22 protein-coding genes, 1 tRNA gene and 1 pseudogene are annotated in these 24751 nt (G+C 61.2%); 5 read left to right on the top strand and 19 right to left on the bottom strand.

Annotated elements, in window-relative coordinates:
* Positions 1-65: 65 nt before the first annotated feature.
* Both argS and dgt read right to left on the bottom strand, forming a co-directional pair.
* Positions 66-1847 (bottom strand): arginine--tRNA ligase, encoded by a 1782-nt coding sequence (gene argS, locus RVU70_RS15735; RefSeq protein WP_363347950.1) that lies wholly within the window; start codon positions 1845-1847, stop codon positions 66-68.
* Between the two features lie 83 nt (positions 1848-1930).
* On the bottom strand, positions 1931-3319 hold the full coding sequence (gene dgt, locus RVU70_RS15730; RefSeq protein WP_363347948.1) for a dGTP triphosphohydrolase: 1389 nt from the start codon (positions 3317-3319) through the stop codon (positions 1931-1933).
* Between the two features lie 99 nt (positions 3320-3418).
* Between dgt and erpA the strand changes: the two genes are divergently transcribed.
* The 3 genes from erpA to RVU70_RS15715 all read left to right on the top strand — a co-directional run bounded on the left by erpA (position 3419) and on the right by RVU70_RS15715 (position 4904).
* Positions 3419-3760 carry an iron-sulfur cluster insertion protein ErpA gene (erpA, locus tag RVU70_RS15725; protein ID WP_363347946.1) on the top strand — a complete coding sequence of 114 codons (342 nt, stop codon included), beginning with the start codon at positions 3419-3421 and terminating at the stop codon, positions 3758-3760.
* A 77-nt stretch (positions 3761-3837) separates the two neighbouring features.
* A complete protein-coding gene (locus RVU70_RS15720) occupies positions 3838-4743 on the top strand; it encodes a PfkB family carbohydrate kinase (RefSeq protein WP_363347944.1) in 906 nt (301 codons plus the stop codon).
* A gap of 85 nt (positions 4744-4828) precedes the next feature.
* Positions 4829-4904: transfer RNA gene (locus tag RVU70_RS15715), tRNA-Asn, on the top strand.
* Between the two features lie 59 nt (positions 4905-4963).
* Here RVU70_RS15715 and RVU70_RS15710 read toward each other — a convergent pair.
* The 17 genes and pseudogenes from RVU70_RS15710 to RVU70_RS15630 form a co-directional block, all read right to left on the bottom strand.
* A complete protein-coding gene (locus RVU70_RS15710; protein WP_363347942.1) occupies positions 4964-5692 on the bottom strand; it encodes a tyrosine-type recombinase/integrase in 729 nt (242 codons plus the stop codon).
* A 954-nt stretch (positions 5693-6646) separates the two neighbouring features.
* The gene (locus RVU70_RS15705; protein WP_363347940.1) at positions 6647-8077 is read right to left on the bottom strand and encodes a DUF4055 domain-containing protein; all 1431 of its coding nucleotides are present in this window, start codon (positions 8075-8077) and stop codon (positions 6647-6649) included.
* A 1-nt stretch (position 8078) separates the two neighbouring features.
* On the bottom strand, positions 8079-8666 hold the full coding sequence (locus RVU70_RS15700; RefSeq protein ID WP_363347938.1) for a hypothetical protein: 588 nt from the start codon (positions 8664-8666) through the stop codon (positions 8079-8081).
* A 19-nt stretch (positions 8667-8685) separates the two neighbouring features.
* Positions 8686-10107, bottom strand: coding sequence for a hypothetical protein (locus RVU70_RS15695; RefSeq protein WP_363347936.1), 1422 nt, complete (start codon positions 10105-10107; stop codon positions 8686-8688).
* 55 nt (positions 10108-10162) lie between these two features.
* The gene (locus RVU70_RS15690) at positions 10163-10585 is read right to left on the bottom strand and encodes a hypothetical protein (RefSeq protein WP_363347934.1); all 423 of its coding nucleotides are present in this window, start codon (positions 10583-10585) and stop codon (positions 10163-10165) included.
* A gap of 523 nt (positions 10586-11108) precedes the next feature.
* Positions 11109-11744: an HNH endonuclease signature motif containing protein gene (locus RVU70_RS15685; protein ID WP_363351364.1), complete on the bottom strand. Its 636-nt coding sequence runs from the start codon at positions 11742-11744 to the stop codon at positions 11109-11111.
* Between the two features lie 147 nt (positions 11745-11891).
* Entirely contained in the window at positions 11892-12338 is a 447-nt protein-coding gene (locus RVU70_RS15680; RefSeq protein ID WP_363347932.1) for a hypothetical protein, read from the bottom strand.
* Positions 12319-12969 carry a hypothetical protein gene (locus RVU70_RS15675; RefSeq protein WP_363347930.1) on the bottom strand — a complete coding sequence of 217 codons (651 nt, stop codon included), beginning with the start codon at positions 12967-12969 and terminating at the stop codon, positions 12319-12321. The genes RVU70_RS15680 and RVU70_RS15675 overlap by 20 nt, the downstream gene beginning before the upstream one ends.
* Positions 12970-13317: 348 nt before the next feature.
* Positions 13318-13632, bottom strand: a pseudogene (locus tag RVU70_RS15670) (response regulator); the annotation flags it as partial.
* Positions 13633-13889: 257 nt separating this feature from the next.
* Positions 13890-14528, bottom strand: coding sequence for a recombinase family protein (locus RVU70_RS15665; RefSeq protein ID WP_363347928.1), 639 nt, complete (start codon positions 14526-14528; stop codon positions 13890-13892).
* 67 nt (positions 14529-14595) lie between these two features.
* Positions 14596-15537, bottom strand: coding sequence for a hypothetical protein (locus RVU70_RS15660; protein WP_363347926.1), 942 nt, complete (start codon positions 15535-15537; stop codon positions 14596-14598).
* Positions 15538-15627: 90 nt separating this feature from the next.
* Positions 15628-16212: a recombinase family protein gene (locus RVU70_RS15655; RefSeq protein ID WP_363347924.1), complete on the bottom strand. Its 585-nt coding sequence runs from the start codon at positions 16210-16212 to the stop codon at positions 15628-15630.
* Positions 16213-16575: 363 nt separating this feature from the next.
* The gene (locus RVU70_RS15650) at positions 16576-17451 is read right to left on the bottom strand and encodes a TIR domain-containing protein (RefSeq protein ID WP_363347922.1); all 876 of its coding nucleotides are present in this window, start codon (positions 17449-17451) and stop codon (positions 16576-16578) included.
* Positions 17452-17919: 468 nt separating this feature from the next.
* Positions 17920-18345, bottom strand: a complete 426-nt coding sequence (locus tag RVU70_RS15645; protein ID WP_363347920.1) for a helix-turn-helix domain-containing protein — start codon at positions 18343-18345, stop codon at positions 17920-17922.
* A gap of 484 nt (positions 18346-18829) precedes the next feature.
* On the bottom strand, positions 18830-19414 hold the full coding sequence (locus RVU70_RS15640) for a DUF6680 family protein (protein WP_363347918.1): 585 nt from the start codon (positions 19412-19414) through the stop codon (positions 18830-18832).
* A gap of 502 nt (positions 19415-19916) precedes the next feature.
* Complete coding sequence (locus RVU70_RS15635) at positions 19917-20213, bottom strand: hypothetical protein (RefSeq protein WP_363347916.1); 297 nt, start codon at positions 20211-20213, stop codon at positions 19917-19919.
* A 180-nt stretch (positions 20214-20393) separates the two neighbouring features.
* Entirely contained in the window at positions 20394-21533 is a 1140-nt protein-coding gene (locus RVU70_RS15630) for a LuxR C-terminal-related transcriptional regulator (protein WP_363347914.1), read from the bottom strand.
* 332 nt (positions 21534-21865) lie between these two features.
* Here RVU70_RS15630 and RVU70_RS15625 point away from each other — a divergent pair, with 332 nt between their 5' ends.
* Together RVU70_RS15625 and RVU70_RS15620 are read left to right on the top strand one after the other, a co-directional pair.
* Complete coding sequence (locus RVU70_RS15625; RefSeq protein WP_363347912.1) at positions 21866-22207, top strand: hypothetical protein; 342 nt, start codon at positions 21866-21868, stop codon at positions 22205-22207.
* 76 nt (positions 22208-22283) lie between these two features.
* The gene (locus tag RVU70_RS15620) at positions 22284-24719 is read left to right on the top strand and encodes a TonB-dependent receptor domain-containing protein (protein WP_363347910.1); all 2436 of its coding nucleotides are present in this window, start codon (positions 22284-22286) and stop codon (positions 24717-24719) included.
* The last annotated feature ends 32 nt before the right edge of the window (positions 24720-24751 follow it).

Genomic DNA, 24751 nt, shown 5'->3' with positions numbered 1-24751 from the left:
TCTTCCCGGGCTGGAGCAGGCTGCGAGCGCGTTCACGCATGTGACCGAGAGACAGAGGTCGCGCGTCAACGCATTTCGTCGGGGGCGCTCACGCCGAGAAGCCTCAGGCCCGACCCCAGGACAATGCTTAAGGTTAATACCAAAGCAACCCGGGCGCTCGTTAAATCTCTCTCGGTTGCATTAACAAAGCGTAATTGTGGCTGATCTTTGCCGCGGTTCCAATGCGCGTGGAAGACGCTCGACAGCTCGTGCAGGTAGAAAGCGACGCGATGCGGCTCATGGGCGGCCGCCGCCGCCTCGATCACCCGCGGATATTGCGCGATCATGCGCGCGAGCTGCGTCTCGCCCTCGTCACGGAGCAAATCAAGCCGCGCCGAAGCGAGCGCCTCGCGGGAGACGTCGAGATCGGGAAACGCCGCCAGCGCCTGCCGAAGCGCGGATTTCGCCCGCGCATGCGCGTATTGAACGTAAAAGACGGGATTGTCCTTCGACTGTTCGATGACCTTGGAGAGATCGAAGTCGAGCGGCGCGTCATTCTTGCGATAAAGCATCATGAAGCGCACGGCGTCGACGCCGACTTCGTCCACGACTTCGCGCAAGGTCACGAAATCGCCGGCGCGCTTGGACATTTTCACCGGCTCGCCGGCGCGCATCAGCTTCACGAGCTGACAGAGTTTCACGTCGAGCGTCGCCTTGCGGTCGGAAAGCGCGGCGACGGCGGCGCTCATGCGCTTCACATAGCCGCCATGGTCGGCGCCCCAGACGTCGACGAGCGTGTCGAAGCCGCGGTCGATCTTGTCCTTGTGATAGGCGATGTCGGCGGCGAAATAGGTCGGCGAGCCGTCCGATTTCTTCAGCGCGCGGTCGACGTCGTCGCCGAAGTCGGTGGACTTGAACAGGGTCTGCTCGCGGTCTTCCCAGTCGTCCGGAAGCTGCCCCTTGGGCGGCGGCAGGCGACCTTCATAGACGAGGCCTTTCTCCCGCAGCCAGTCGATCGCGGCGTCGATCTTCGACGGCCCCTGCGAACGATCATGCAACGTGCGCTCGGAGAAGAAGACGTCGTGGCCGATGTTCAACGCCGCGAGATCGGCGCGGATCATCGCCATCATGGCGTCGATGGCCTCGCTGCGCACGATCGGGAGCCAGTCGCTCTCCGGCTTGTCGACGAGCTCGCGGCCGTGCGCTGCGGCGAGCGCGGCGCCGACCGGCTTGAGATAATCGCCGGGGTAGAGGCCCTCGGGAATCGTAATCGTCTCGCCGAGCGCCTCGCGGTAGCGCAGGAAGGCCGAGCGCGCGAGGACGTCGACCTGGGCGCCGGCGTCGTTGATGTAATATTCGCGCGTCACCTCGCAGCCGGAGAAGTCCAGGAGATTGGCGAGAGCGTCGCCGAAGACGGCCCCGCGGCCGTGGCCGACATGCATCGGCCCGGTCGGATTGGCCGAGACATATTCGACGTTCACCCGTCCCTGCAGCGCGCCCGCCCTGCCCTTTTCGACGCGGCCGAAACTCTCCGGCCGGTTCAGCGCGGCGCGCAGCACCGTCGCAAAAATCTCGGGGTTCAGGCGGATGTTGATGAAGCCCGGCCCCGCCACTTCCGCCGTCGCGACGCCCTCGGATTGCGCGAGTTCGTAGCAGATCTCCGTCGCCAGCGCGCGCGGGCTGGCGAAATGCCCCTTGGCCTCCTTGGCGAAAACCATCGCCGCATTGCAGGCGAGATCGCCCATCGCCGGGTCCTTGGGCGGCTCGACCACGAAACGGCTCAGATCGAGCGCCGGCAGGCGGGCGTCGGCGGTCATGCCCTCCAGAATCGAGGCGATGCGGTCGTGGAAGATGTCAAAGATGTTCATAGAGGTCCGGAAGCGGTCGGAATGGGGTTGGCGGGGGTTTAGCAGAGGCCGCGCGGGCGCGCACCTTCTTCGCGCTCTCAGCCTCAGCGCGGCCCGAACAGCCGCTTGACTTCCCCGAGCGCATAGCGGTCGGTCATGCCGGCGATATAATCCGCCGCCACCACCGCCCGCGCCGCGCCCTGCTGCGCCTCGGCGAGGCTCGCCCACTCGGGGGGCATGAGCGCCGGCGTCTCCAGAAACGCCGGGAAAAGGCGCGAAATTGCGTCCCGCGCCCGCTCCCACACCCCCATGATGCGCGCGTGCCGATACATATTGGCGAAGAGGAAACGCTTGAGGTCGCGCTCGGCGGCGATCATCTGCGGCGAGAGGGCGACCATCGCCCCGGCCGCCCGGCGTACGTCGGCCGCGCTTCGGGGGGCGAAGCGCTCGAGTCGGGCGCGGGACGTCGCAATGGCGTCCTCCACGAAGCCGGTGATGACCCGGCGCACGAGTTCGTGGATGACACGGCCGCGCTCGAGGCCAGGGTGTTTCCTGTCAATCTCCGCCAGGAGACCCGCGACGAAGGGCGACCCGGCGGCGATCGCCTCCAGTGAAAACAACCCCGCCCGCAGTCCGTCGTCGATATCGTGGCCAATATAGGCGATGTCGTCGGCGAGCGCCGCCGCCTGCGCTTCCACGCCGGCGAAAGTCGAAAGTTCGAGCGGATAGAGCGCGTCAAATTCCAGGATATAGGGCGAGACTGGCCGGAAAATGCGCGCCCCGCCGTCACTTTGACGAACCGGCGAAGGCGTCTCGCCCTCATCCCGAGGAGCTGGCGAAGGCGGCGTCTCGCCCTCATCCTGGGGAGCCACCGAAGGCGGCGTCTCGCCCTCATCCTGGGGAGCCACCGAAGGCGGCGTCTCGCCCTCATCCTGAGGAGCCGCCGAAGGCGGCGTCTCGAAGGAGCCGCCTGCGCCTGCCCCCTCCCGCGCCGCCGCCACAAGCGGCCCGTTGTGCTTCACGATCCCCTCGAGCGCCTCCCAGGTCAAATCGAGGCCGTCATAATCGGCGTAGCGGCGCTCGAGCAGGGTGACGACTCGCAGCGCCTGGGCGTTGTGGTCGAAGCCGCCATAGGGCTTCATGCAGGCTTCGAGGGCCTCCTCGCCGGCGTGGCCGAACGGGGTGTGGCCGAGATCGTGGGAGAGGGCCACCGCTTCCGCGAGATCCTCGTCGGCGGCGAGGGCCCGGGCCAGCGCTCGGGCGATCTGCCCGACCTCGATCGTGTGGGTGAGCCTGGTGCGGAAATGGTCGCCGTCGAGCGGGACGAAGACCTGCGTCTTATGCGCGAGCCGCCGGAAAGCGGTCGAATGGATGATACGATCGCGGTCGCGCTGGAACTCGGAGCGGGTCGGCGACGCCGGCACGGCGTAAAGCCGCCCGCGGGACCGCGCAGCGTCGCAGGCGTAAGGCGCGAGAGGCGGGCGCAGCGCCACGGTTGGGCTCCAGTCGTTGAAAGGCCCGGTCGACGGACCTATGTTGCAGCGCATAGCCCGCAAATTCGGGCGGTTGCAAGAAACGTTTCGGGGGAGAGCATGGCGGAGAGCACGGCTGGCGAAGTGGCGTTGACCGAACAGGCGGCGAAGCGGATCGTCGCGCTTCTTTCCAGCGAGTCGCCGGGCTCGGTCTTTCGCGTCTCCGTGGAAGGCGGCGGCTGCTCCGGCTTCCAGTATCAGTTCGCCATCGACAAGGCCCCCGCCCCCGACGACGCCGTCGTCGAGCGCGACGGCGCGCGAGTCGCCATCGACCCCGCCTCGCTCAATTTCCTGACCGGCGCGAAGATCGACTTCGTCGACGACCTGATGGGCCAGTCTTTCCGCGTCGACAATCCCAATGCGGTGTCCTCCTGCGGCTGCGGAACCAGTTTTTCGCTCTGAGACCTTTTCGTCGCAGACTTGGCTTAAGCAGACTTGGCTTAAGGGGCGGGAATCGTCCCTAACGCAGGAGCCCGCCATTGGACGCTCTCATCGTCGGCCACGCCTATATCGACGTCACCATGCTCGCCGACGAGATGCCGGCGGGCGACGAAAAGGCCGTGGCGCGCGACTATGCTGTGAGTTTCGGCGGCAATGCGGTGACCGCCGGTTTCGCCTGCGCCAAGCTCGGCCACGACGTGCACATGCTGACGACGCAAGCGCGCGATTGGCTCGGCCATATGTTCGCGGAGATGGCGGACGCCTATAACGTGCGCCTGCATCCGCGAAAGGTTTCGCGCTCCTCGCTCTCCTTCGTGCTGCCCAATGACGGCAAACGCGCCATCCTGCGGGCGCGCGACGATCATTACCTCCAGCCTTTCATCCGGCTCGACATCGCCCAGGCCCGCGTGCTGCATCTCGACGGCCATATGGCCGACGCCGCGATTTATTACGCCAGGGCCGCGCGCGAGAAGGGCGTCCTCGTTTCGCTCGACGGCGGCGCGCTGCGGCCGCGAATCGAGGAGCTCATCGATTTCGTCGACGTCGCCGTGGTCTCGAAGCAGCTCTGCAAGCAGATGTCCTTCAGCGAGACGGAGATGCTCGCCTGGCTGAAATCGAAGGGCTGCCGCGTGGGCGCGGTGACGATCGGCGAGAAGGGCACGCTCTGGTACGAGGGCGACGGCGCGCCGCAGCATCTGCCGGCGCTTCTCGTCCCGCCGGAGAAGGTGGTCGACACCTCCGGCGCCGGCGACGTCTTCCACGGCGCCTATTGCGCGTCCTTCCTCGAGCGCCCCGACGCTTCCTGGCGCGACCATTTCGAATTCGCCCGCGCCGCCTCCGCGCATAAGGTCCAGCGCCTCGGCAATGAAGCCGGCCTGCCCAGCCGCGAGGATATCGCGCGCGCGCTGGCGCAGTTCCAGGAAGCCCCGGAGCCCGTCGACTGACGGGTTTTCAACAGGAGCGTCACAGGCCGGTCGAAGGGGCTTGGCAAATCGCCGCCCGCCTTGTATACGCCCCTCACCACGACGTTCCCCGATAGCTCAGCTGGTAGAGCACGCGACTGTTAATCGCTAGGTCGTAGGTTCGAGTCCTACTCGGGGAGCCATTCATGACTTAACTCCTTGTTTTCCTTGCGGTTTGGGAAACACCTTTCTGAGGGTTTGGTCAAAGCGCCGCAATGATATCGGCCTTGCGCATCGTGCTGATCCCTGCTTGCGCCAGTCGGATACGGTCGGCGGCTTCGATATATTTTTGCGCCATTGACGATCCTTTCGCCCATCCGAAGATTGCGTTCATTTGCGGAACCGTCGCCCCGTTCAGCGCCGCACGAATGGCGGCGATCTTTCGCAAGCCATGCGCCGTGGCCTCATTCACGCCGGCCGCAACGCACGCTTTCTTGAACCAGTTGCCGAAACTCTCTTTCGCCATCGCCCGGCCCCTGACCGTCGTCACGAAGCTATCCGCGCGCGGCGGCGCGGTCGCGAGCGCTTCCGCCAATTCGGGCAAGATCGGAATGGCGACGGGCATTCCAGTCTTTTCCGTCCGCATGTGAATGACCGCATTGCGGATATGCTGACGCCCAAGCCTCGCCGCGTCGCCACGGCGCAAGCCGGTATAAATCAGGATCGAAAAGGCGAGCCGTTCCCGCGTCCCGATTGGCCAGCGCTCCTCGAAAAGCGAGACGTCCTCTTCGGTCCAAGCCGGATAGCCTTCCTCTTCGTCGATTTCATCCTTCGAGCGGCGCGCCGGCTTCAACCCCTTCACGCCGATGGTCGGATCAATCCTGAGCAATCCGATTTCATCGCTTGTCGCCCATTGAAACATGCCGCGCATCGTTTTCAGGTAATTCGTCGCTTGATGCGGTGTCGCCGCGCGCTTGTCGCGGGCCGCCACAATGTCAGCTTTCGTGATGGACGCATAGGCAAGCTGTCCGGCGTCGCTCTTTTCGATATTGCGAAGGATATTCTCCCTTTGGTCGCGGGTCGCTTGCGCGAGGCGTCGCCAGTCGTCGCTTTCCCGATACCGAGGCGATCAGCCATTGCAGCGAATTCGCGTTGACGCGGGCGCGTTGCTCGATAGGCGGCGGCGCTTCGCCCTCCGCCTTCCGTAAGGCGGAACGATAGGCGTCGAAGAATTCCTTCGATCCATATTCCCCCTTCACCGGAACGCGAACGTCGCGCCCCTCCCGGCGCAAGCGGACATACCAAAGCGTCTTCCCGTGGCGCGTCACTTCCTTGTTGAGATATTGCGGGCGGCCTTTCATCTTACATCACCGGGCGATTTTTAACGCCGTTCGCGCGGACACGATCCGGCCGCGCGGGGACGGCGACGGTTTCACACGGCGTGATCCTTATGGTCCCGTCCGGGAGCACGTCGACGGCGTGCGGCGTCCCGGCGGCTGTCATCGCCGCTGCAACGCGTGTCGCGCGTAGCAATTCGGTAAGGGTTGCTCGGGCGTTTCGTCTGGCCATTCTTCTGCGTCGACTTCCCGCGCCGGCATCGCGCCGCGGAAAATTTGAGAGTAAATGGGGGGGACGGTGGTCTTCGTCGCGCAATCAAAATTGGCCAGCCGTCGCGGGTGACCGCAAGTGCGAACAATGTTCCAACTTTAATGAACATCGTTGTTGCGAAAATTTAATTTTCTGCAAGCCCAGCTAACCGTTTGCCTTGGTGGCCCCCTCCGCTTCAAGCGCGCGGCCTTGCGCGTTCCGACCGCCCTTAATGGTCATGGCCGCGCTTGCCCATTTTTGCGTCGTCTGAGGGGAACTTCCTCGCCATCCTCGTCGAATTGGCTTGCGCCATTGCCTGTTATGGACTGGCTTCGGCCGTCGTCAGTAAGCCTCGCGGTCATTCCGCTGCCTCCGGCAATTCCTGCCCCAGCCGCGTATCTTCCGCCGCCGGATCAAACGTCGGGCCGAGGATGCCTCTGCGCTGCAATTCTTCCGTCGCTGTGACGCGGGAGACGACGCCAGCCTTGGCGGCGTCGATGACAAGACGCGCCTCCGTCGCGCCCTGCGCGTCGCCGTCGAAGTCGCAATGCAGGTTGATGGTCGGAGCCCATGAACGCAGCGCCCGTTCTTCTTCGGCAGCATTGGTCCAGACTGCGAGCATTGGCAACGTCAGTTCGAGCGCATGTTCAAGCGCATCGCGGAATGAGAGCGCCCAGCTTTCGAGAACGGAGTTCGCCTTCGCGTGCGCCAGCGCTACTTCCGTCGCCGTCGACGCGACGGCTTTCGCGAGCGTCGGTTGGAGCGCAAGGCGCTGCATGTCCTCAATGACAGTGCGCGCGTGCTCGGCTACCTCGCGCAGCACGTCGGCATCGGGCTGAACATATCCCCACGCGCCGCCTTCCGGCGCAAAGAGGCAAGCCTTCGGGCCGACCTTTAAGCCACCCTGCGCGAATTGCGCCGGATCGACGCCAGTCGCGCTGAGCATTGGGGAACCTGAGTAGGTTAATGTCTCATCCAACCGGCTCAGCGCTCTCCATAGTTCAACCTGCATGTGCGCCAAGTCGAGCAAGGGCGGTCGCGTGCGGATCACCCCGAGCCGCTCGCCGAAACGGATGCGCACAATTGGGAGCGTCGCGCCATTAAGCTGACCCTCCGCTTCCATCTCCCAGTACTTCCCGCCCTCCCGCGGCGATTTCACTTCTATCCACGTTTGCCAGCGTCCCGTCTCGTAGACGTGGATGCGCTTCACTTCCCGCTCGCCAAAGTCGCCGTCGCGCTCCGTCGTGACGCTTTGCCACCTGATATGGACCAGTTCGCGACGCGCGTTCTCGTATGCGGCGATGACGCTTGCCGCCGGGATTGAGAACCAGTAAGGGCGAGCGCCGATAGCCTTTTCCTCCGCGCGCGACCGCGCCCACGGTCGCGACGCATAGGCGACACCAACAAGAGTGATCCCGAAGCTGGCTGCATCTTGAAAGACGCGGCGCGCGAAGGCGTGCAGGTTCTCGCCGTCGTTCGTCACGTCATCGACGAAGCGCATGACGGCCGCAGGCGCGTCAGCCGGCAGACTGACGGGCTTCGAGAAGGGCTTTCCCGAAAGCGTCGCCAGCGCGTCGGCGAATTCTGCACGCCATGGGGCGCTGTTGACGCGACGCTGCCATTCGTCGCGGCCCTCGGCGTCATACGGCGGCAAATATTTACCCGCGTTCGCGCGCATGGCGGGCAAACCGCCGAGAATGTCGGCGATCAGGTCGATATCGGACTGCATTGCTTCCCGGTCGCGCGATAGCGTCGCTACTGTCGGCGTTCGTGTGTCTTGAAACATCATATTACTCAGCCTCCCGCAGAAGATCGGCTTCGGCGACGCTGATCGCGGCGAGCGCTTCGTCAAGCGCGGCTTCCTGTTCGACGATATCGCGGACGGCGGTGCCGTGCTGTCCGATCGAGAGCGTCTCGCCAATGGCGTCCTGGAAATCCGCGTCGAGGCCTGATAGCTCGCAAGGCGCGTTGACGACAGCCTCATTGATCATAGGATCGGACGCATTGAGAACAGCCTTGCGTCGCTCTCCTTGGGGAAGGCTTCGAAGCCAACTGCGGATTTCAGCCTGTTGCTGGAAGGCGAGAGCGTCTGTCACCGGCTTGCGGTCTGTAAGGCGCGCCCGATACGAAGCTAGTTCCGCCCTCTGGCGCTCGACCTTGGTGCGAATTTGCCTGAGACTATCCGCAAAGCCGGGGCCGTTCACGGCGGCTTGGACGGCGGCGCGCTTGCCTTGGAAGGTCAGGTTGGCGTCGTCGCGGATAGACTTCGCCTTTGAGGCAAATCGGTCGACGATCCTGAAAGCAGCCGTAACGTCTTCGCGAAGGGGCGAATACTTGGCGGGAATGCGCGGCAGAAGGCTGCCAAGTTTGTGGTTCATTGTTCGTTCCTTTTGTTTGTTAGGCCCATGAGAAGGGCATACTCATTACGTTTGGTCCTGTTCCAGCCGCTGCGGCCATCACGGCGGCGCCCGCGAAGCAGTTCGCAACGTCGTCATGCTGACCGGGCGCGTGATCGATGCTGTCGCGCCCGCCGCGCGCCGTGCGACGTTCAAGAGCGGAGAGCTGATTGGTCAATTTGCGATGATCAACCAGTTCGACGCGGCCGGCATTCATGAGAGGCAAAAGCTCTTTGTAGATTTCGCTCTTGGCCTTCGCGCCGACTTCGTAGCGGACGCCGTGGGCGGCAAACCTCTCACGCGGCCATTCGCCTGCGTATCGGTCGCCGTGGACCTTCGAAAGGCCGTAGCTCTTAATCAGCGTCGCGAATTCCTGCGCGACCGCATCCGGCGAGAACGGCGGCGTCACGGCACGAATGGCGTCGACGATGATAACGCCGCCCTCGTCACGATGCGCGACGCACAGCGTCATATCATCTGCGCTTCCGCCACTCGGGTCGACGAAGGCGCAATATCGAACGCCTGGCGACGGTGGCAGCTCGAAACGGTTGGCGACGACAGCGGCTTCCACGACCTCGCGGCTGATGAACGCCTCAATATCAGCCCGGAATTCGCCGCCATATTCCGCGCTGGCCGCCGTCGGATCGCGCTCATAGGCCCTTACAATGACTGCCTCGGGCAAGGACGAATTCATGGTGCGGCTGTCGGCCTTCGCGACCAATATCTTGGGATCGCCGTTGGCGCCATAGTCGCGCCGGTAGGCGTCATACAACGCGCCACGCCTTGCGTATGGGCTAGATATACAAATTAACATTCCTCCCGTCGTGGCGAGTGACGGCCGAATTGCATTCAGGATTTCAACGTCGGGATTGCGGCTCTCGTCCGAGTGCCAGAACGCCAGTTCGTCACAGATCGCGCTCACCGCGGTGGCGCCGCGCGCGGTTCTGAATGATGCGGCGCGGGGCTCGATGTCAACGCCGTTCGCAAGCGACAACTCGGTTCCGGTGATATTAGCGAGCTGCTTTCGAAAGGCCTTCACTTCGCTGTATAGGCCAATCAGATAGTTCCGCGCCTTCGCCGCCTGCCAAATGGAAGCCGACATGATCGGCAAAGACGCCCGCTCACCGGGCGCGAGGAAATCCTTCCAGTCGCAAAGCGAGGCAAGGTAAGCGGCTAGGACAGCCGCTGCGCGAGTTTTGCCGCCGCGACGGCCGACAATGGCCCAAAGCTCGTCGACAGGCTCAGCGGGCTCCTGCGGCCTTCCTGTCAGCTGTTCGAAAACGCAGCGCTCTTCATCCGTCAGCGGCTCGCCCATGGCGGCCGTGAGCAAGATGCGCCATGCTCCCCAACTCTCTCCTTTGAGCACGCGGCCAAACAAGTCTTCGTCCGCGAGGGCGTCGCGCATTGAGATGAGCGGCTTCATCGCGCGCCCCCAGCGACAGCAACACGGAGCCGGCGCGGCGCGTAACGCGGCGATCTCATAGCGGCCCCTTGCGCGGACGGCCGGGGCCACGACGGCGAGCCAAAATGTCGTCCAAGGTCGCGTCCACATCGACCGCCGGCTTCGACTTCCCCAAGCCCAGCGCATCGGCGACGCGGGAGAGCTGTCCGGTAAGCCGCGACATTACTTCGGCGTCGACGGGCTCGCCGGCCGCAAGGCGGGCTTCGAGCTTCTCGCTTGCGACGGATAGGGACGCGGCGCGCCTGATCAAGCACACCTGCAACTCGGTTAGGCTCTCCAAACCGCCAAGGTCGTTCGCGAAGCTGATGCAAAGGTCTCGAAAGCGCCGCGCCCAGATCGTCCGCGCGTCTACGCCCGGCTCTGCGAACAAGCGGGTGCCATTCGAGACGGCGCTGCGCCCCTTCGGCTTGATGGGGGGTTTAGAGGCTTCCTCGGTCATCTAAGGCCCAGCTATGTTCGGTGTTTGTTCTAACTTGAAAGGTAGGATATAACTAACTGAAAAGCAAGTGCATTTGTGTATTTTAGCAGCCCGATCAGGCAGGCAGAGGCCTGACGCTCGCGCTCACTTTGGGGGTTGCCGGAGTTGGACCCGTTTGAATGAGGCGCATACGGGCTCCGCTGCTCGTGATATATGAATGGGGCCGGCCGCGTCCTGCCTGAAAACGCGTCGGCGTGAAGCCGTCGAAGCCCCGCTCTCGGCGGCTTCGCTTATTTTGAAGACCGGGATTTTCATTTCAGCGCGCGCTCGGGGGCGTGGCGAGGGCGCCGGCAGGGAAAGAAAGCGGCTCGCCCCTGTCTGCCCTGATGACGAGCCGAACCCTTGGCAACCTTAGCCGCTGCGAAGCGTCATGTCTGTGTCCGCCTATCTCCCTAAATACGCGCTCGGTCCAAGAAGGAAGCTTTGCGCTGCGTAACTGCTCGCCGGGCCGGGCAGTTTCGCTTGGAACGCAGCGCGCCGCAGTCTAGTCCCTTCCACGCCAGCTCGCGTTGAAGAGGGCCTCCAATGCCCTCAACCGGGCTTTCCGGTCCCTTTCCTCCGCGGAAGTGAGATCGGGGTCTGGATCATCGCCAAGCAAGGGTGAGCGCGCCTCGATCCGCAACACCTCATCGACTTTTGCCGCAACTTCAGCCGCGGTCGCGAGAGTTCCGCGGATTGCAGCGAAAACCTTACCCTTGATTTCGGGGGGAAGACGATCAATGTGGAAGCGCCTGAGCGCAGCTACGCCTTCCGAGATATACTCCTCAGCGGCCATTTTGCGTAGGCGCAGCTCACGCAGTCTTCTAAGCATATGCCGGTTCAGATCGAGTGCATCAATTGTGTACTCACCGGTAGAGGTCTCACCCCCTAACCGCATTCCTTCCAGCCTGAAATGATCTGGGTGTACATCATGGTCGGGTCGAAAAAACCGGTAACCAACGGCGCGAGCGGAAGGGGGAGGATATCTGTCTCCCTTGCGGCTATTACACGGCTCACAGGCATACATTAGGTTTCCATAATCGGACTTTAATTCAGGTCGAGCTGCGACGGGCTCGTAATGATCGATTGTGAAGCGAACGGCTGAGGCCTCAGTTTCCATCAAACTGCAATAGGCGCACATGTAAAAGAAATCGTACCTAAGTATATCCTTATGTACCTTGTAATCAGTTGATGGCACGGGCGCAGAGCGCGCGACAAGGGGCTGCAATGTCTCGACCGTCGGCCCGACATTTGTGTCGACTGAACGCATTTCTGTCATGACAAGGCGTTAAGCTTCGCGCTTCCGAGGGCCGAAGCGGCTTAACTCCTTAGTGAGATGATGAATTTCGGAAGCCATTCGCTCTTGCATTATAATTAATTCTTCGAGCCTATCTAAGGACTGTCCATAGCGAGCGTCTTCAATGCGTTCCAAGGACCATCGGATGTATTCCAGACGGTTAGCTTCCCGTTTTGTAATTGATCCGCCAAGTTTCTTGTCGAGCAACTTGGCCCGCTCGGTCAATAGCGCGCGCACTTCGTCTTCCGGAACCTGCGCAGCATTCAACCGGCCAGCAGTTCGCGCAGCCATTGCGTTCCTAGACTGGTCACGCTGACCCACGAAGTTAAGGGTCGACGTAGCTGAAAAAGCACTCGCCGGTGGAGCGTCATTGACTGTTGCAATTTCGGCCTGCCGGTCAAAGTCAGGCGCTGTCTTCTCAGCCAGTGAGGTCTTCATCGAACATATTTCCTTCGGCGAGCTCTTCCATATAGTGGACTGCCGCGCTGCGGGCTGCGTTCATTTCCCTGACCAGGGCCTCTCGGTTCAAGTGCTGTTCGGCTTTGAAAGCGCGTTGCCAATCGAGATTTAGGATCGGAACGTTACCTCCTCCCGCGTCAGATTTAGCTAGCTGATGAATGCAACGTTCCGCCCATTTAGAAGATGAACCCAGCTGCGCCGTCAAGCTGACGTTGTAAGCGTCCAGGCCACCCGCCCAGGGCTTTCCAAGATGCTCGATTAGCTTCTTTATTCCAGGCGGAAATTCGGTCTCCTGCGCCAATGTTCTGGACACAATTCCAATGCGCGAGAAACGGCGTTTCTCGGCGGATGGAAGAAGCATCGCTGCTTCGATGAGCTTCTCACAGACGAGGGGCAGCAATTCGCTAAAAGGTTTAACCTCGGACAAGTTTTCGATTGTTGTTTCCATTGCAGTGCGGTGTTTGATCTTTGCCCTCGACGCAAAGGTAACGGATATACGACTTGGATTTACTGAATATTGAAACCCCTGATTAGTGGTCAGAACTACCTGCAAATGGTCTAATGCTTCGATCCCGAAAGCCGGTTCGTCGCCATCGCGTAGGTGTTCCAACAGTGGAGATAAAGCGTCTAGGAGCTTTGTTCCGCTTGTATACCGCCAATCCAGCTTTAACCCCGCCGCGGGTGTGGAGCCTAATTTGTCACACCAAGTCACGGTTTTTGCCCCCTAGATTGATCTTTAATTCCTTTTTGCCGCTCCTCGTAAATGAAGCCTTTCTAAGGGGGTCCGCAAGGGCTTTATTGCCCTCCGGAAGGGCTTTACGCGGCAATCAACGCTGAGTGGCGGCGCGGGCGCGGTGGATCACGCGGCGGTCCACGTTGAAGGCTTTGGCGAGGCTATAGATTGTATCGCCTTTCGCCAAGCGGGTCACAGTCTCCGCACTCTGCTCGCTGGTGACTTTCAGTCTTCGATCAAGCGCCTCAGGTCTTCGACGGAAAACGGTTTCGCGACAAGATCGTCGAAGCCGGCAGCTTTGACGCGATCCGCTATAATCGCAGGCGGCCATGCCGTGACTGCAACGATCTTGACGCCCCGCTCCGCAACAGAGCGCATGAGACGCGCGGTCTCGTAACCATCCATCTCGGGCATTGCGAGGTCCACGAGGATTAGGTCCGGACTGAACGCCTCTAGCGCCTCTAGCCCAGAGCGGCCGCTGTAAGCGACGCGCGCCGTCGCGCCACAGGCTTCCAGCAACATCGCGAAGCTGTCGGCGTTATCGGCGTCGTCGTAGGCCTCTCATCGGAGAAAAAATCGCCGAAAGGCGAAGTTTAGCCGGCTTCCCCCGGAATTGTTCCGGGGGAAGTGTCCCTTAGTCGACGACGAGCACCCGTCGATTTGCGAAAAGCAGGTCGGGGGTGGACAATTGCTCAGCCTCCGGCCAGTGCGACCATCCTTCTTCTTTGTATCAAACAGTCACTGCTAAGGATACGGCTGCTCAGGCGACAGATCGTCACATACGGCGATGGTCTCGCTCATGAGGCGTCACGCGCCCGGTGAATGACGCGTCGGTCAACCCCGTATTCCTGCGCGAGCCCATAGACCGTGGCCCCAGCGGCGAGACGGGCCTTGATCGCCGTGCGCTCCTCGCTGGTGAGCCGAGATGGCCGGCCGGGCTGCTTCCCTTCGGCTCGGGCGCGCTCAGTGCCGGCGGCGGTTCTCTCGCGCAGCAGATCACGCTCGAACTCGGCGACGGCGGCGAGCACGCCCATCGTCATTTTGCCTGCGGGGCTAGTCAAATCGACGCAGCCAAGAGCGAGGCAATGGACCTTGACGCTACGCTCGGCGAGTTGGTCGACGGTCTGGCGGACATCGATGACGTTGCGACCCAAACGATCAAGCTTTGTCACGAACAGCACGACATCGGCTTCCAGCCGGTTCGAGTAGCTTCCCGAAGCCGGGGCGCTTGAAAAAGTGGACCCCCTCGCCTTACGTGCGGTCGAGCCGCACCGTAGCTTGGGAAACGCCCCCGCCGGCCATTTTAGCGCTCTGGGCAGGCCTGGGCCAAGGGCGCCGGGAGTGAATGAAAGCGGCTCGCCCCGTCTGCCCTGTAGTGACGAGCCGCCCGCCGAACCCTTCCCGATCAAAGGGGTCAGCAGTTGGCAGATTGTCATAGAAGCACGAGCGTCCGCTATGTTGTAAATGCAACCACGTCGGCCGGCAGGGCTGTGTAACGGGCTCTCAGACTGGATCGCCGCCGTTATCCATATACCACTTCAAAATCTCGTCGGCCAATTCGCTAGGCGTGAAGGTTGTCCCTTCCTCGTCTTGCAATCGCCATGCGTAGGACTTGTTCGGAAGATAGTCTAATGCAAATGCGAGGGTTCGCAGTTTCTTTGGCTTGTCAAATTGCAGGGCACCGGGCCAAGGGAGGCCATCTTTCCATATGGTCGCTTCGGAACTCGCGCCTTCCAGCGTATTTGAGTAGACGCTCCGTCCTTGCACCATCAGTGCATAATGAAGCCCAGTAACAGCGCACGGTCCGGTTGGCTGAGGCATACAAATGAAGGTTAGTAGCTTTCGACCTTTATTGATAATCTCGACCGCTTCGCGTATCCTATCGCGCGTTTCCTCTAGAGCTTTGCAAAAAGCGATTACCCCCTCGGTTGAGTTGACGGCGGCTTCTCTTTCCTTTTTGAATTTGACCTCCCGCTCATGACGCGCCGCCCTTTCCTCCAAAGTCTCTCTGTGAGGCGTCACACCCAATTCCTGCGCGCGCGCTTCAATTACTGCGGCCGCGCAGTTGAGGCCCCACCTTTCTAAGCCGATCCAAAGCCGGTTTTGCGGAAACCATTTTGGGCGGGAAGCTGGCTTATCCAAGGGTATCAGCAATGCGAAGTCATAGCCGTTTTCAAAGCCGCGATTTCTTATTGCAGTCTCTTCAATCCGCGTCCAACGGGTCGTGCCCCAATCGTCTCGATACAGGATCACGACGGCGCGGCTTTTCTCGCCAAAGACGAAATTGAACGCGACTTCTCCATCAGTTCCGGCGATCTGTTTTTGCTGCTCGGAATAAATGAATGTTTTCAGACTGCCTTTCAGGGCGTCGTTTAACTGGAAAGCAATGTCCTCGTCTCTCGCGAGAAAAGAGAATGCAACGTCGTATTCGAATTCCTGCTCCATAAGCTTTATCCTGCTTAAATGATTGCGCTAAATCTGCCGCCTTCGTAGCGTCAACCGCAAGGGGTTTCGCGACGATAGTAGTGGAAAGCGTCAACGCTCGCTGGCCGCATCTCTGGCTCGATGGATCAGGCGCCTATCGACGCCGTATTCTTTCGCCAGCGCATAAATCGTCGCCCCGGCGGCAATACGGCTCCTGATCGCCGTGCGCTGCTCGTCAGTGAGCCGCGACGGCCGGCCGGGCTGTTTCCCCTCGGCGCGGGCGCGCTCGATACCGGCGGCGGTTCTCTCGCGCAGCAGATCACGCTCGAACTCGGCGACGGCGGCGAGCACGCCCATCGTCATTTTGCCTGCGGGGCTAGTCAAATCGACGCCACCGAGAGCCAAGCAATGGACGCGGACGCCGCGCTCCGCGAGATGCTCGACGGTCTGGCGCACGTCGATCACGTTACGGCCCAAGCGGTCCAGCTTCGTCACGACGAGCACGTCGCCGTCTTCCAGCTTATCGAGCAGTCGGGCGAAGCCGGGGCGCCGCGCCGCTTGGACGCCGCCGCTGACAGTCTCGGCGATGACGCGTGAGGGCGCGACCTTGAAGCCGGCGGCCTCGATTTCCCGGACTTGGTTCTCTGGCGTTTGGTCGGTCGTGCTGACGCGCGCATAGACGAATGTCCGCGCCACGGGCTCTCTCCCTGTGCGAAGATGGTCAATATTAACGCACATATGGGCGAAACACACAATCGCTACTTTCGCTCAGGGGTGTTTCCTGCCTGTGCGAAACCGTTCGTTTTCGCACCCCGTAACCGTAGTGTCCCTTAGAGGTCTTGCCGGATGGAGCCAAGGTAAGCTGCCACGTGCAAGGCCGGCCGATCAGAGCGCGGTGCCGCCCGGGCGCGGGAGCGCGTAAACCTCGGCCATGCCCTCAGCGGCTCCGCACCCGCGCGCGGATCGGAGCCCAAGTGAGAAAATGACGCCCGGGACAAGCGTGCGGAGTTGAACTGTCAAGGTTTCGGCAGAAAAAACAAAATTTCAGATTTCTTTGGTCTAACCCGGCGTAACCGTTCGCGCCAAAAGAGAAATCCTTTCCTCGATAAATCGAGCGATGTCGGAGGGGCTATACTGACGCGCATCGATAAAACCGTCCGTCCGAAATACTCCTTCGACGTCGCCGTCGTCTGTCTTTACAAACATGACGCGATCAAATCCGCGCTCGAAAATGATTTCTCGAACCGCTCTAAACTCAATACCACACCAGCTTTTTTTTTGGTAATCCGAGCTTAAAAATACGACGATCAATTTGGAACGGCTCCTGTAAATTTCTTGCAGGAAGACGTCCAGTGAGGGGCGAGCCAGCTGCGATACATAATTGTTATCGTAAAAATAAGTGTGCGGCCCCAACCGTCTTTCGAGGTCTACTGCAACCTGCTCGATAAGAGGCCTGACTTCGCCGGGGAATGAGAGCGCGACGTCAAAAACGTGATTGGAAAGATCCACGGCTCTCGCAGACGGAAGTATGATACCCCGTGCTGCGCGCAATTCCTTGGCTAAGTTTACATCCTTCACCGCCCAATGCGTCCTATTCATCTCCCATTTTTCAATATCGAGTTCGAAAGTCAGGCTCTTCAAATCGTCGGCAGTAAGAAAGGGATCGATAGACTGAATTTCGTATTGCAGTCTGACTTGACCCTGCCGCTTCGTAATGTCTCGGATGAGGCCGAACTTCGGAGGGAGGTCGAGAAATGCTTCAAAGGCAAATATACACGGTAACCTTTTCAGTTCTGCGATAGCAGTATCGTCCAACCCACCGAGCTTGGCTGTTATGTTGCTGTCGGTATACTCACGAACGCATCGTGAAAGTTCTATCTGAAAGGCCTCACCCTGCCACGCTTCATCAGAAGCTGAAACCAATAGGTTATACATCCTTGGCTCCCTGCTAAGAACGCAGAAGTATTATGTGCGCGTGATTGGCGCAAGCGTGTCCAAAGGCGGACGCTAGCGGCGACCCGCCCTAACCCCGTGGGTTCATCCCGAGACATGCCGATCCACGCGTTCGCAATCCGTTGGCAATACGATGAAAATGCGAATGCGTCCGGACCCATGCGAAAGGATTTGCGTTAGACCGTTCTAACGCGTTTCGGATGCGTTCAAATGCGTTCTTTAGGAATGAAAGTCGCGTCGGAAAAGGCGCAAGCCGACCCTGACGATGATTTTCCGCGTAGTTTGCATGACGCCAACCACCCTTCCCTACTGGCATATTATATGTGGCCCACCTGCGGGCCTAAGAGGCCGCCCGTTTTATAGCGTTTAGGCCCGCTTATGCGCCTATCCTGATCCGAAAGGCCCGCCCATGGACCGTTCTAGGCAAATAGACGGGCCTATGTGTTCCACCTATGGGCCTACGGGCAGCAGCTCGTTTTGGGGCTGCGCGCTCCCAACGTCTGCAATCTTCATGAACCGCTTCGAGGGTCTTTCGTTCGTCACATTGCAGTCGACGTGCGTGAGGCGATATTCGGCGGCGGACTTCTTTTTTCCGAAGTCAGAACGCTTCATCAGGTCGAGGAAGCCCCAACGCACAAGCTCGTTTATGGCTCTTGTCGCTGATGACTTACTGACGCCAAGGCGCGCGGCGAGAACGCGGGCGGATACGCCTAGACAGCCGTTGTTGCTGCCGTTGTAGATAAGGCCGATTTCCAGCCACGCGACCTTCGCAAGCGGCGCGAGGCGGCTCCATGCATAAGACCGCGCTATGTATTCCGGGAACTGGACGAAGCGGCCGAAGCCTTTGGAGCGGCCGGTTTGGTTGTGCCTAGCCATGGGCGGACCTCCTCCCGAAAGCGGTCCATACGCCGCTCGCTTCCCGGCCGGGCGTCGGTTCGGCTCCCTTCTCGGGAGCCGCATTAGGTTTGGGAGAGCGACCCGGATGCCCTTTATCTTCAAGGGCCGGATTTTCTCCCAAACCTTTTACAACACCTTGATTTTCTTCGAGATTGGCCCAACTACTCGGGGAGCCATTAATTTCAATGTTTTATGAGATCCTGCTTGTCGCCTTTGAGCATGGCGTCGATTGGCGATTGCTCTCGAAGAGCGCCTCAACACCGCCAGTCCTTCGCGGGGTTCGCGATGACTGCGAGGTTGGGATATCCGTCGCTTCGATCCTGACCTGTCCTTCCTGGCGGTAGAGCGCCAGCGGAAGCGAGCCACTAGCGCCGCTGATCGAGGGCATGACGACTTGAACCATCAGAGCGGCTTCAGGAGTGATTGAGACGCCGGCGAGCATCGGCGCGGGGAGTAGCGCCCCTCATTCCGTTTCCGCCGGCAAACCACGTCGCTGCTTTGGAAGTCGCGCAGAGTCGGTCATGACGGGCTCGAAAGGAAATTCCACAACTGCCATCTTTAAGGGTTGCTTACCTCCTAGCACAGCAGCCATGTTCGATACTATTTCTTGCTGAATGCGCTCACGTTCAAAATGACCGTCCGGATGATAGACCCCAACGATCCGATCTTCGTCAATTTTGGCACCGACAGCTTCGGCTATTTTCTTGAGCAAGTCTACAAATAATCTTGTCCGCTTGTCATTCCAAGCCAAAAATACGCTTTGATTTGTTGTGTCATATGGAGTTGTTAGTTGTTGATAATACAGGCGCCAAGCAGATATTACCTGCTTATCCGATGCGAATAATAAATCAATAGAGTTAAGCGCAGAAACATGCTCAGCTGCAAGCTGCGTCCCTCTAGTATTCATCAGTGTAGAGAACAATTGATACCTTGAGCGCTTTTTCTCCGAAATTCGCTCAACCCATTTTTGAGCTTGAACCGCCAGGATCGGCCCAACCAGCGTCGACGCTGCTGTTACCCAGTCGCTCGTATTCATGCTTTCGAACATTTGACAGTCCCGAAGTTTCTGGCCGGTGATTGAAAGAAGCAGTGGACCGCAAGAGAAAAGCCTGTTGCCGCTGCCCGCTCGCTCTCCTAAAGCAACTTATTAATCAGGGCGACAGTAATAGCGGTGACAACTTGAACGAGGAGAGCGACCCAATCGCGCTTGGGCGCGGGCGGCTTCGGCGCAGGAATGACCTTACGCGGCGCGCGACGCTGACTCTTAAGCATGAAGGATTTTCCCACGGCATACTTCTCCATTAGCGAATCGGAGAAACCGTGCGGATTTCTTTTGATTGCAGCGCCCGGAGCCCATGTCAATGCTGAGCGTCGTTACTCCACAGGGAGCGGAAGTTAGTGCACAGAGGCGCGACCAGGGGACGTCGACAAAATGGCGCATAAACCACTGATCGATTTTGCACGTCTAGACGCTTTTATGTCGCATACTCCATTGTTTCATACTGATCTCACACGCGACTTTTAATCGCTAGGTCGAAGGTTCGAGTTCGCTACACGCACTTGCCGTGAGAATCGCAGTGTTCCGAATAGCATTGATAGTACCAGACCGAGTAATCGACTTCGTGGGCAGGGGAGCGACAATCCGGGCTCGCCGGCACGACGCATTTCTTCTTCTTCGGAGTGCAGCGCGCCTCCCAGCAATATCCGACCGCTGGCTGAGCTTTCGCCGGCTCGGAGCTTTCCTGCTTTGACGGGGCCGACGCCTTGTCTTTGTCTTTCGCGCTGGCGGGAAACGTCGCGCTGACGAAGCAAATCGCCAGCGTCGCCACGAACCGGGCAACGGACATGACAGCCTCCGGCGCCGCCAACTCAGCCACGCGTCGCGGACCCGCGCGGCAGGGACCGCTCAGGAACAATCCGCTTCGAAATGTAGAAGCTGGCGGGCAGACGACCAGCGCAGCGGTCGCACGTCTCTCGTTCCGAGCGCCGTTCGCCCGAACGGCGGCGGCCCAGCAGCGTCCCCCACCCTACCGCCGGCCGCTGGCCTTGCGCGACGGGGCCTCGAGCGACGCGGGCTCGAAGGGCGGCGAGAAGGGGGATTCCAGCGCCATGACCAGCTTGACGAGATCCGCCTGCCGGGTGGCGCCGGTCTTCTGGAAGATGCTCTTGAGATAGCCTTTGACCGTGCCTTCGCTCAACCCGAGCGCCCGCGCCGTCGCCGGCACCCCGCCGACCTCGGTGATCGACAGCAGGACGGAGGTCTCGCGCGCCGTCAGTCCGTATAATGCGGAGGCGACGCCGGCGTCGGCGTCGACGCCGAGGGAAAAGCTGCGCACGAAGAGGGCGCCGCCGCCTTGCGGAAACGGCAGCACATGAACGACGCAGCAGCGCTCCTCGCCGCTCTTGAGCATAATGGCCAGACGATCCGCCCGAGCGCTCGCGCCCGCGCTCAACGCCGCTTGCAAAGCCTCGCGGGCGCGGGGATCGGTCACGGCCAGCGCGCCGTTGGAAACCGAAAGCGCCGGATGCCGCTCCAGCATGCGCTCCGCGCCCTGATTGAGATAGGAAACGCCCATGTCCCGGTCGAGGAGGATAATGGGCGTCGCAAGGCAATTGAAAAGCTCGGTCAGTCGGCGAATGAGATCCGACTCGTCCGGGTTCGGGTGCGCGGCGCGGGCGAGGTAAGGCAGGAATTTGGACAAGGTTTCCTTTGTCTGCGCGTCGACCGGTCCGGCTCGAGCGGCGCGCAGCGCGACGAAGATGCAGGCGCCCTTGCGGGATTGATCGATCACCGCTCCGACGATGTCAGCGAGCCCGTAGGGCTCCATCCAGCGCTGAAAGAACGCGCTGTTGCGGAATCGCTCCGGAGAGACGAAGTCGGCCGAAGAGTAAACGCGTCCGACGCCCGTCTTGCACAACACGCGCGCCCGAAGAGGGGCGAGCTTCGGACGATTGCGAAGATACTCGACGAGCCATGCGCCATTCGCGTCGGTGGAATATCTCAACTCGGGCAGCGTTGACGCGCGATCGTCGAAGATCAGCGCTGCAAATGTCGTGTCGAGCCGGCGAGCGATATGGGCCAAAGCGTCCGGCCAGCGACGGCGATCGCGACCGGCGGCGTCAATGGAAGCGATAACCCTGTCGTCGTCGCGCGTGCTCTCGATCATCTTCTCGCCGCGTCAAACCGCCGCGCCGCCACACGCAGTAACGGCGGCGGCTCGCAAGGCGCAGGCGCTTTTCTAGTAACCCAGGGAAGAAAAAGGCCTACGCCGCCTACGTAGGAAGCTGCAGCTTAGAGAAAGCGTGGCGCGGCTGCAACATAGGTTTGCAATTCGCATACGCACGGCTCTGCCCCTCCCGATCGAGGGGATTTACACTTCGCTGCTCAGCGTATCCTCAGCAAGAATCATGGCGCGTCTCGCGCTGTGGTCCAAGGTACGGAAAGAAAATGCGCGGCGGGATGTGCAGCCAGAAAGGGAAAGCGGGATCAAGCGCCGCGATGCTCGGCGTCTTGCTATTCGCGCTCTCGCTCTTCCTGCATCTCGCGACAGCGGCGGAATATGCGGGGCATGTCGGCGGCGCGTGGTTCTGCACGCCGCAATCCCAAGTTCATGCGCCGCTCTCCGGCGAAGCGGCCCCTGCGCAGGATCAGGGGCGCGGCGCGACCCATTGTAACGACTGCGCCCCCGGGCAATCGCCGGCGCTGCCCGCGCCTCTGGCGCTTACCGGCTTTACGTCTCCCGCCGCCGTTGCGCCCCGCGTCGCCGGCGGCCGGGTCAATCTACGCGACGCAAGGCGACCCGGCCAAGCGCTCGCGCGCGCGCCGCCCGTCTACTCCTGATCCATCGCTTTGAATTCGCGGCAGGTCGCCGCGCTGCGTTGCACCGCCCAGGAGGGCGGATCGGGAGAATTTTGCCATGTCACGTGTTACCCTTGCCGGAGGCGTCAGCGCCTGCGCCTTGACTCTCGCGCTCGCTTTCGCCGCACAGGCGCAAACAGCCCTGCCGCCGCTGACTGTCGGGGCGGCCCGTCCCGCGACTCCCGGGCCGACGACCGCCCCCGCCGCGACGACGTCCAAGGAGCCGTCGCCCGACGAGGTGGTCGTCACCCAGAAGCAGATCGTGCCGGAGAAGCCGCCCCAGTCCGACACCGCGCAGATTCTCGCGCGTGAGCCCGGCGTGAGCGTTCAGACCGGCGGCGGCGTCTCCGGCCTGCCGGCCATCCGCGGCCTCGCCGACGACCGCCTGAAAATCGTCGTCGGCGGGGTGCAGACGACGTCGAGCTGCGCCAACCACATGAATTCGCCGCTGAGCTACACGGACCCGAACACGATCGGCAAGGTCGACGTGGTCTATGGCGTGTCTTCCGTCAGCAAAGGCGGCGACTCGATCGGCGGCTCGATTCTGGTCACGCCCAAATCCCCCGTCTTTGCGACGCCGGTCGTCGAATTGAGCGGGGCGCCAGGCGGGAGACCCGCGCCCGCGGCGGCGCCGGTCAGTCCCTATCCGCCCGTCCCCTTCCTGCCGATTCCTGCGCCCGGGACGCTGCGCTTCGGACCCAACAAGGAAGTGCTGGCGACGGGAACCCTCTCCTCCTTCTATCGTGGCAACAACAACGGCGTCGGCGTCTCCGCCACGCTCAATGTCGCCAATGACCATTGGAGCCTGCTCTATAACGGCTCATGGCAGCGGGCCGGGAATTACAACGCCGGCGGCAATGGCGGCCCTGTGTTCTCGACGAACTTCCTGTCGGAAAATCATGCCGCGACCCTCGGCTATCAGAACGACGGGCACCTCTTCACCTTCCGCGGAACCTACCAGAACATCCCCTATCAGGGCTTCCCGAACCAGCGCATGGATATGACCCGCAACCGGGCCTATTCGCTGGAAGCCAATTACAAGGGCAACTTCTCCTGGGGCTTCCTCGAAGCGCGCGCCTATTGGAACCAGGTCTTCCACAAGATGGGCTTCCTCGAGGACCGCGCTTTCCTCAATCACCCGATGATCGCTCTGGGCCGGGACTTCGGCTATTCGCTGAAAGCCGAAATCCCCTATACGGACGTCGACCTGATCCGCCTCGGCAACGAGTTCCACGGTTACCGGCTACAGGACTATTGGCCGGCCGACTGGACCGGATATCCTCGCAACTTGTCGAGGCCCTTCTCGCAGGTCAACATCAACGCCGGGCAGCGCAACCGGATCGGAACCTACGCCGAATGGGAGCGCATCTGGACGCCGCAATGGACGACCTTGCTCGGCGTGCGCAACGATATCGTCTGGATGGACACCGGACCGGGCCTAAGCTACACGCCCTTCCGCTATTCCAACTTTGCGTTCACCAATCTGAGCGCCTTGAACGTCAACGCGGTCACGCTGTTCAACGCGCAGGACCGCGAGCGCACGGACGTCAATTTCGACATGACGGCGTTGGCGCGCTACGCGCCGGAGCCGGGCTCGCTCTACGAAGTAGGCTACTCCCGCAAGACCCGTTCGCCCAATCTCTACGAACGCTACACCTGGCCGGTGGCCGGCGCCTTCACCGCCATGTTCAACTGGTTCGGCGACGGCAACGGCTACACCGGCAACCTCAATCTGAAGCCGGAGGTCGCGCATAATTTCTCCGTGACGGCGAATTGGCGCGACACGTCGGGGGCCAACGCCTGGGAAGCGCGCGTCTCGCCTTTCTTCAGCTATATCGAGAACTTCATCGACGGCGCCCGCACGGGCCTGACCTTCAACACCTTCCCCGTGGCGAACAGCTATGTGTTCCAGATCTTGCAATTCCGCAATTACAAGGCGCAGCTTTACGGCGTCGACGCAGGCGGCCGCCTGAAACTGCACGATTCCCCCGAATATGGCGTGCTGACGGGCTATGGCGTGTTCAGCTTCGTCTATGGCCGCAATCTCGACATCGGCAATCCGGCGCATTGCGCGCCGGCCAATGGCGTTTGCTCCCTCACCTCTTTCCGCGTGAAGCGGGGCGACGGCATTTGGAACCTGATGCCGGCGAACGCCCGCATCGGCCTCGAGCATCATTTCGGCGGCCTCGAAATGGCGGCCGAGACGCAACTCGTCGCCGCCAAGGACCATGTTTCCGCCAACAAGGGCGAGTTCACGACGCCCGCCTATGCGCTCTTGAATCTGCGTGCGGCCTATGAGTGGAGCAATCTGCGCGTCGACCTCGGCGTCGACAATGTCACAAACGCTCTCTACTCGCTGCCGATGGGTGGTTTCGATCTGACGAATTACGCCCGCACCGCCGCCTTCTTCGGCGCGGGGGCCGGTCTGCTGAGCGTCAGGCAGGTGCCCGGCATGGGACGCAATTTCTATGCAGGACTGACGGTGAAGTTCTAGAATAAGACGCGGCGCGCGACCGGCGCGCCGCG

It is taken from the genome of Methylocystis echinoides, assembly GCF_040687965.1.
GTDB lineage: Bacteria > Pseudomonadota > Alphaproteobacteria > Rhizobiales > Beijerinckiaceae > Methylocystis > Methylocystis echinoides_A.
The sequence above is the reverse complement of the archived record's forward strand: the minus strand, read 5'-3'. Positions and strand labels throughout refer to the sequence as shown.

Excerpts from the sequence above, each read along its gene's own strand:
- argS (WP_363347950.1), bottom strand. The coding sequence starts at position 1,847 with ATGAACATCTTTGACATCTTCCACGACCGCATCGCCTCGATTCTGGAG.
- erpA (WP_363347946.1), top strand. The coding sequence starts at position 3,419 with ATGGCGGAGAGCACGGCTGGCGAAGTGGCGTTGACCGAACAGGCGGCG.
- RVU70_RS15705 (WP_363347940.1), bottom strand. The coding sequence starts at position 8,077 with ATGATGTTTCAAGACACACGAACGCCGACAGTAGCGACGCTATCGCGC.
- RVU70_RS15700 (WP_363347938.1), bottom strand. The coding sequence starts at position 8,666 with ATGAACCACAAACTTGGCAGCCTTCTGCCGCGCATTCCCGCCAAGTAT.
- RVU70_RS15695 (WP_363347936.1), bottom strand. The coding sequence starts at position 10,107 with ATGAAGCCGCTCATCTCAATGCGCGACGCCCTCGCGGACGAAGACTTG.
- RVU70_RS15690 (WP_363347934.1), bottom strand. The coding sequence starts at position 10,585 with ATGACCGAGGAAGCCTCTAAACCCCCCATCAAGCCGAAGGGGCGCAGC.
- RVU70_RS15685 (WP_363351364.1), bottom strand. The coding sequence starts at position 11,744 with ATGTGCGCCTATTGCAGTTTGATGGAAACTGAGGCCTCAGCCGTTCGC.
- RVU70_RS15680 (WP_363347932.1), bottom strand. The coding sequence starts at position 12,338 with ATGAAGACCTCACTGGCTGAGAAGACAGCGCCTGACTTTGACCGGCAG.
- RVU70_RS15665 (WP_363347928.1), bottom strand. The coding sequence starts at position 14,528 with ATGACAATCTGCCAACTGCTGACCCCTTTGATCGGGAAGGGTTCGGCG.
- RVU70_RS15660 (WP_363347926.1), bottom strand. The coding sequence starts at position 15,537 with ATGGAGCAGGAATTCGAATACGACGTTGCATTCTCTTTTCTCGCGAGA.
- RVU70_RS15650 (WP_363347922.1), bottom strand. The coding sequence starts at position 17,451 with ATGTATAACCTATTGGTTTCAGCTTCTGATGAAGCGTGGCAGGGTGAG.
- RVU70_RS15645 (WP_363347920.1), bottom strand. The coding sequence starts at position 18,345 with ATGGCTAGGCACAACCAAACCGGCCGCTCCAAAGGCTTCGGCCGCTTC.
- RVU70_RS15640 (WP_363347918.1), bottom strand. The coding sequence starts at position 19,414 with ATGTTCGAAAGCATGAATACGAGCGACTGGGTAACAGCAGCGTCGACG.
- RVU70_RS15635 (WP_363347916.1), bottom strand. The coding sequence starts at position 20,213 with ATGTCCGTTGCCCGGTTCGTGGCGACGCTGGCGATTTGCTTCGTCAGC.
- RVU70_RS15630 (WP_363347914.1), bottom strand. The coding sequence starts at position 21,533 with ATGATCGAGAGCACGCGCGACGACGACAGGGTTATCGCTTCCATTGAC.
- RVU70_RS15625 (WP_363347912.1), top strand. The coding sequence starts at position 21,866 with ATGCTCGGCGTCTTGCTATTCGCGCTCTCGCTCTTCCTGCATCTCGCG.
- RVU70_RS15620 (WP_363347910.1), top strand. The coding sequence starts at position 22,284 with ATGTCACGTGTTACCCTTGCCGGAGGCGTCAGCGCCTGCGCCTTGACT.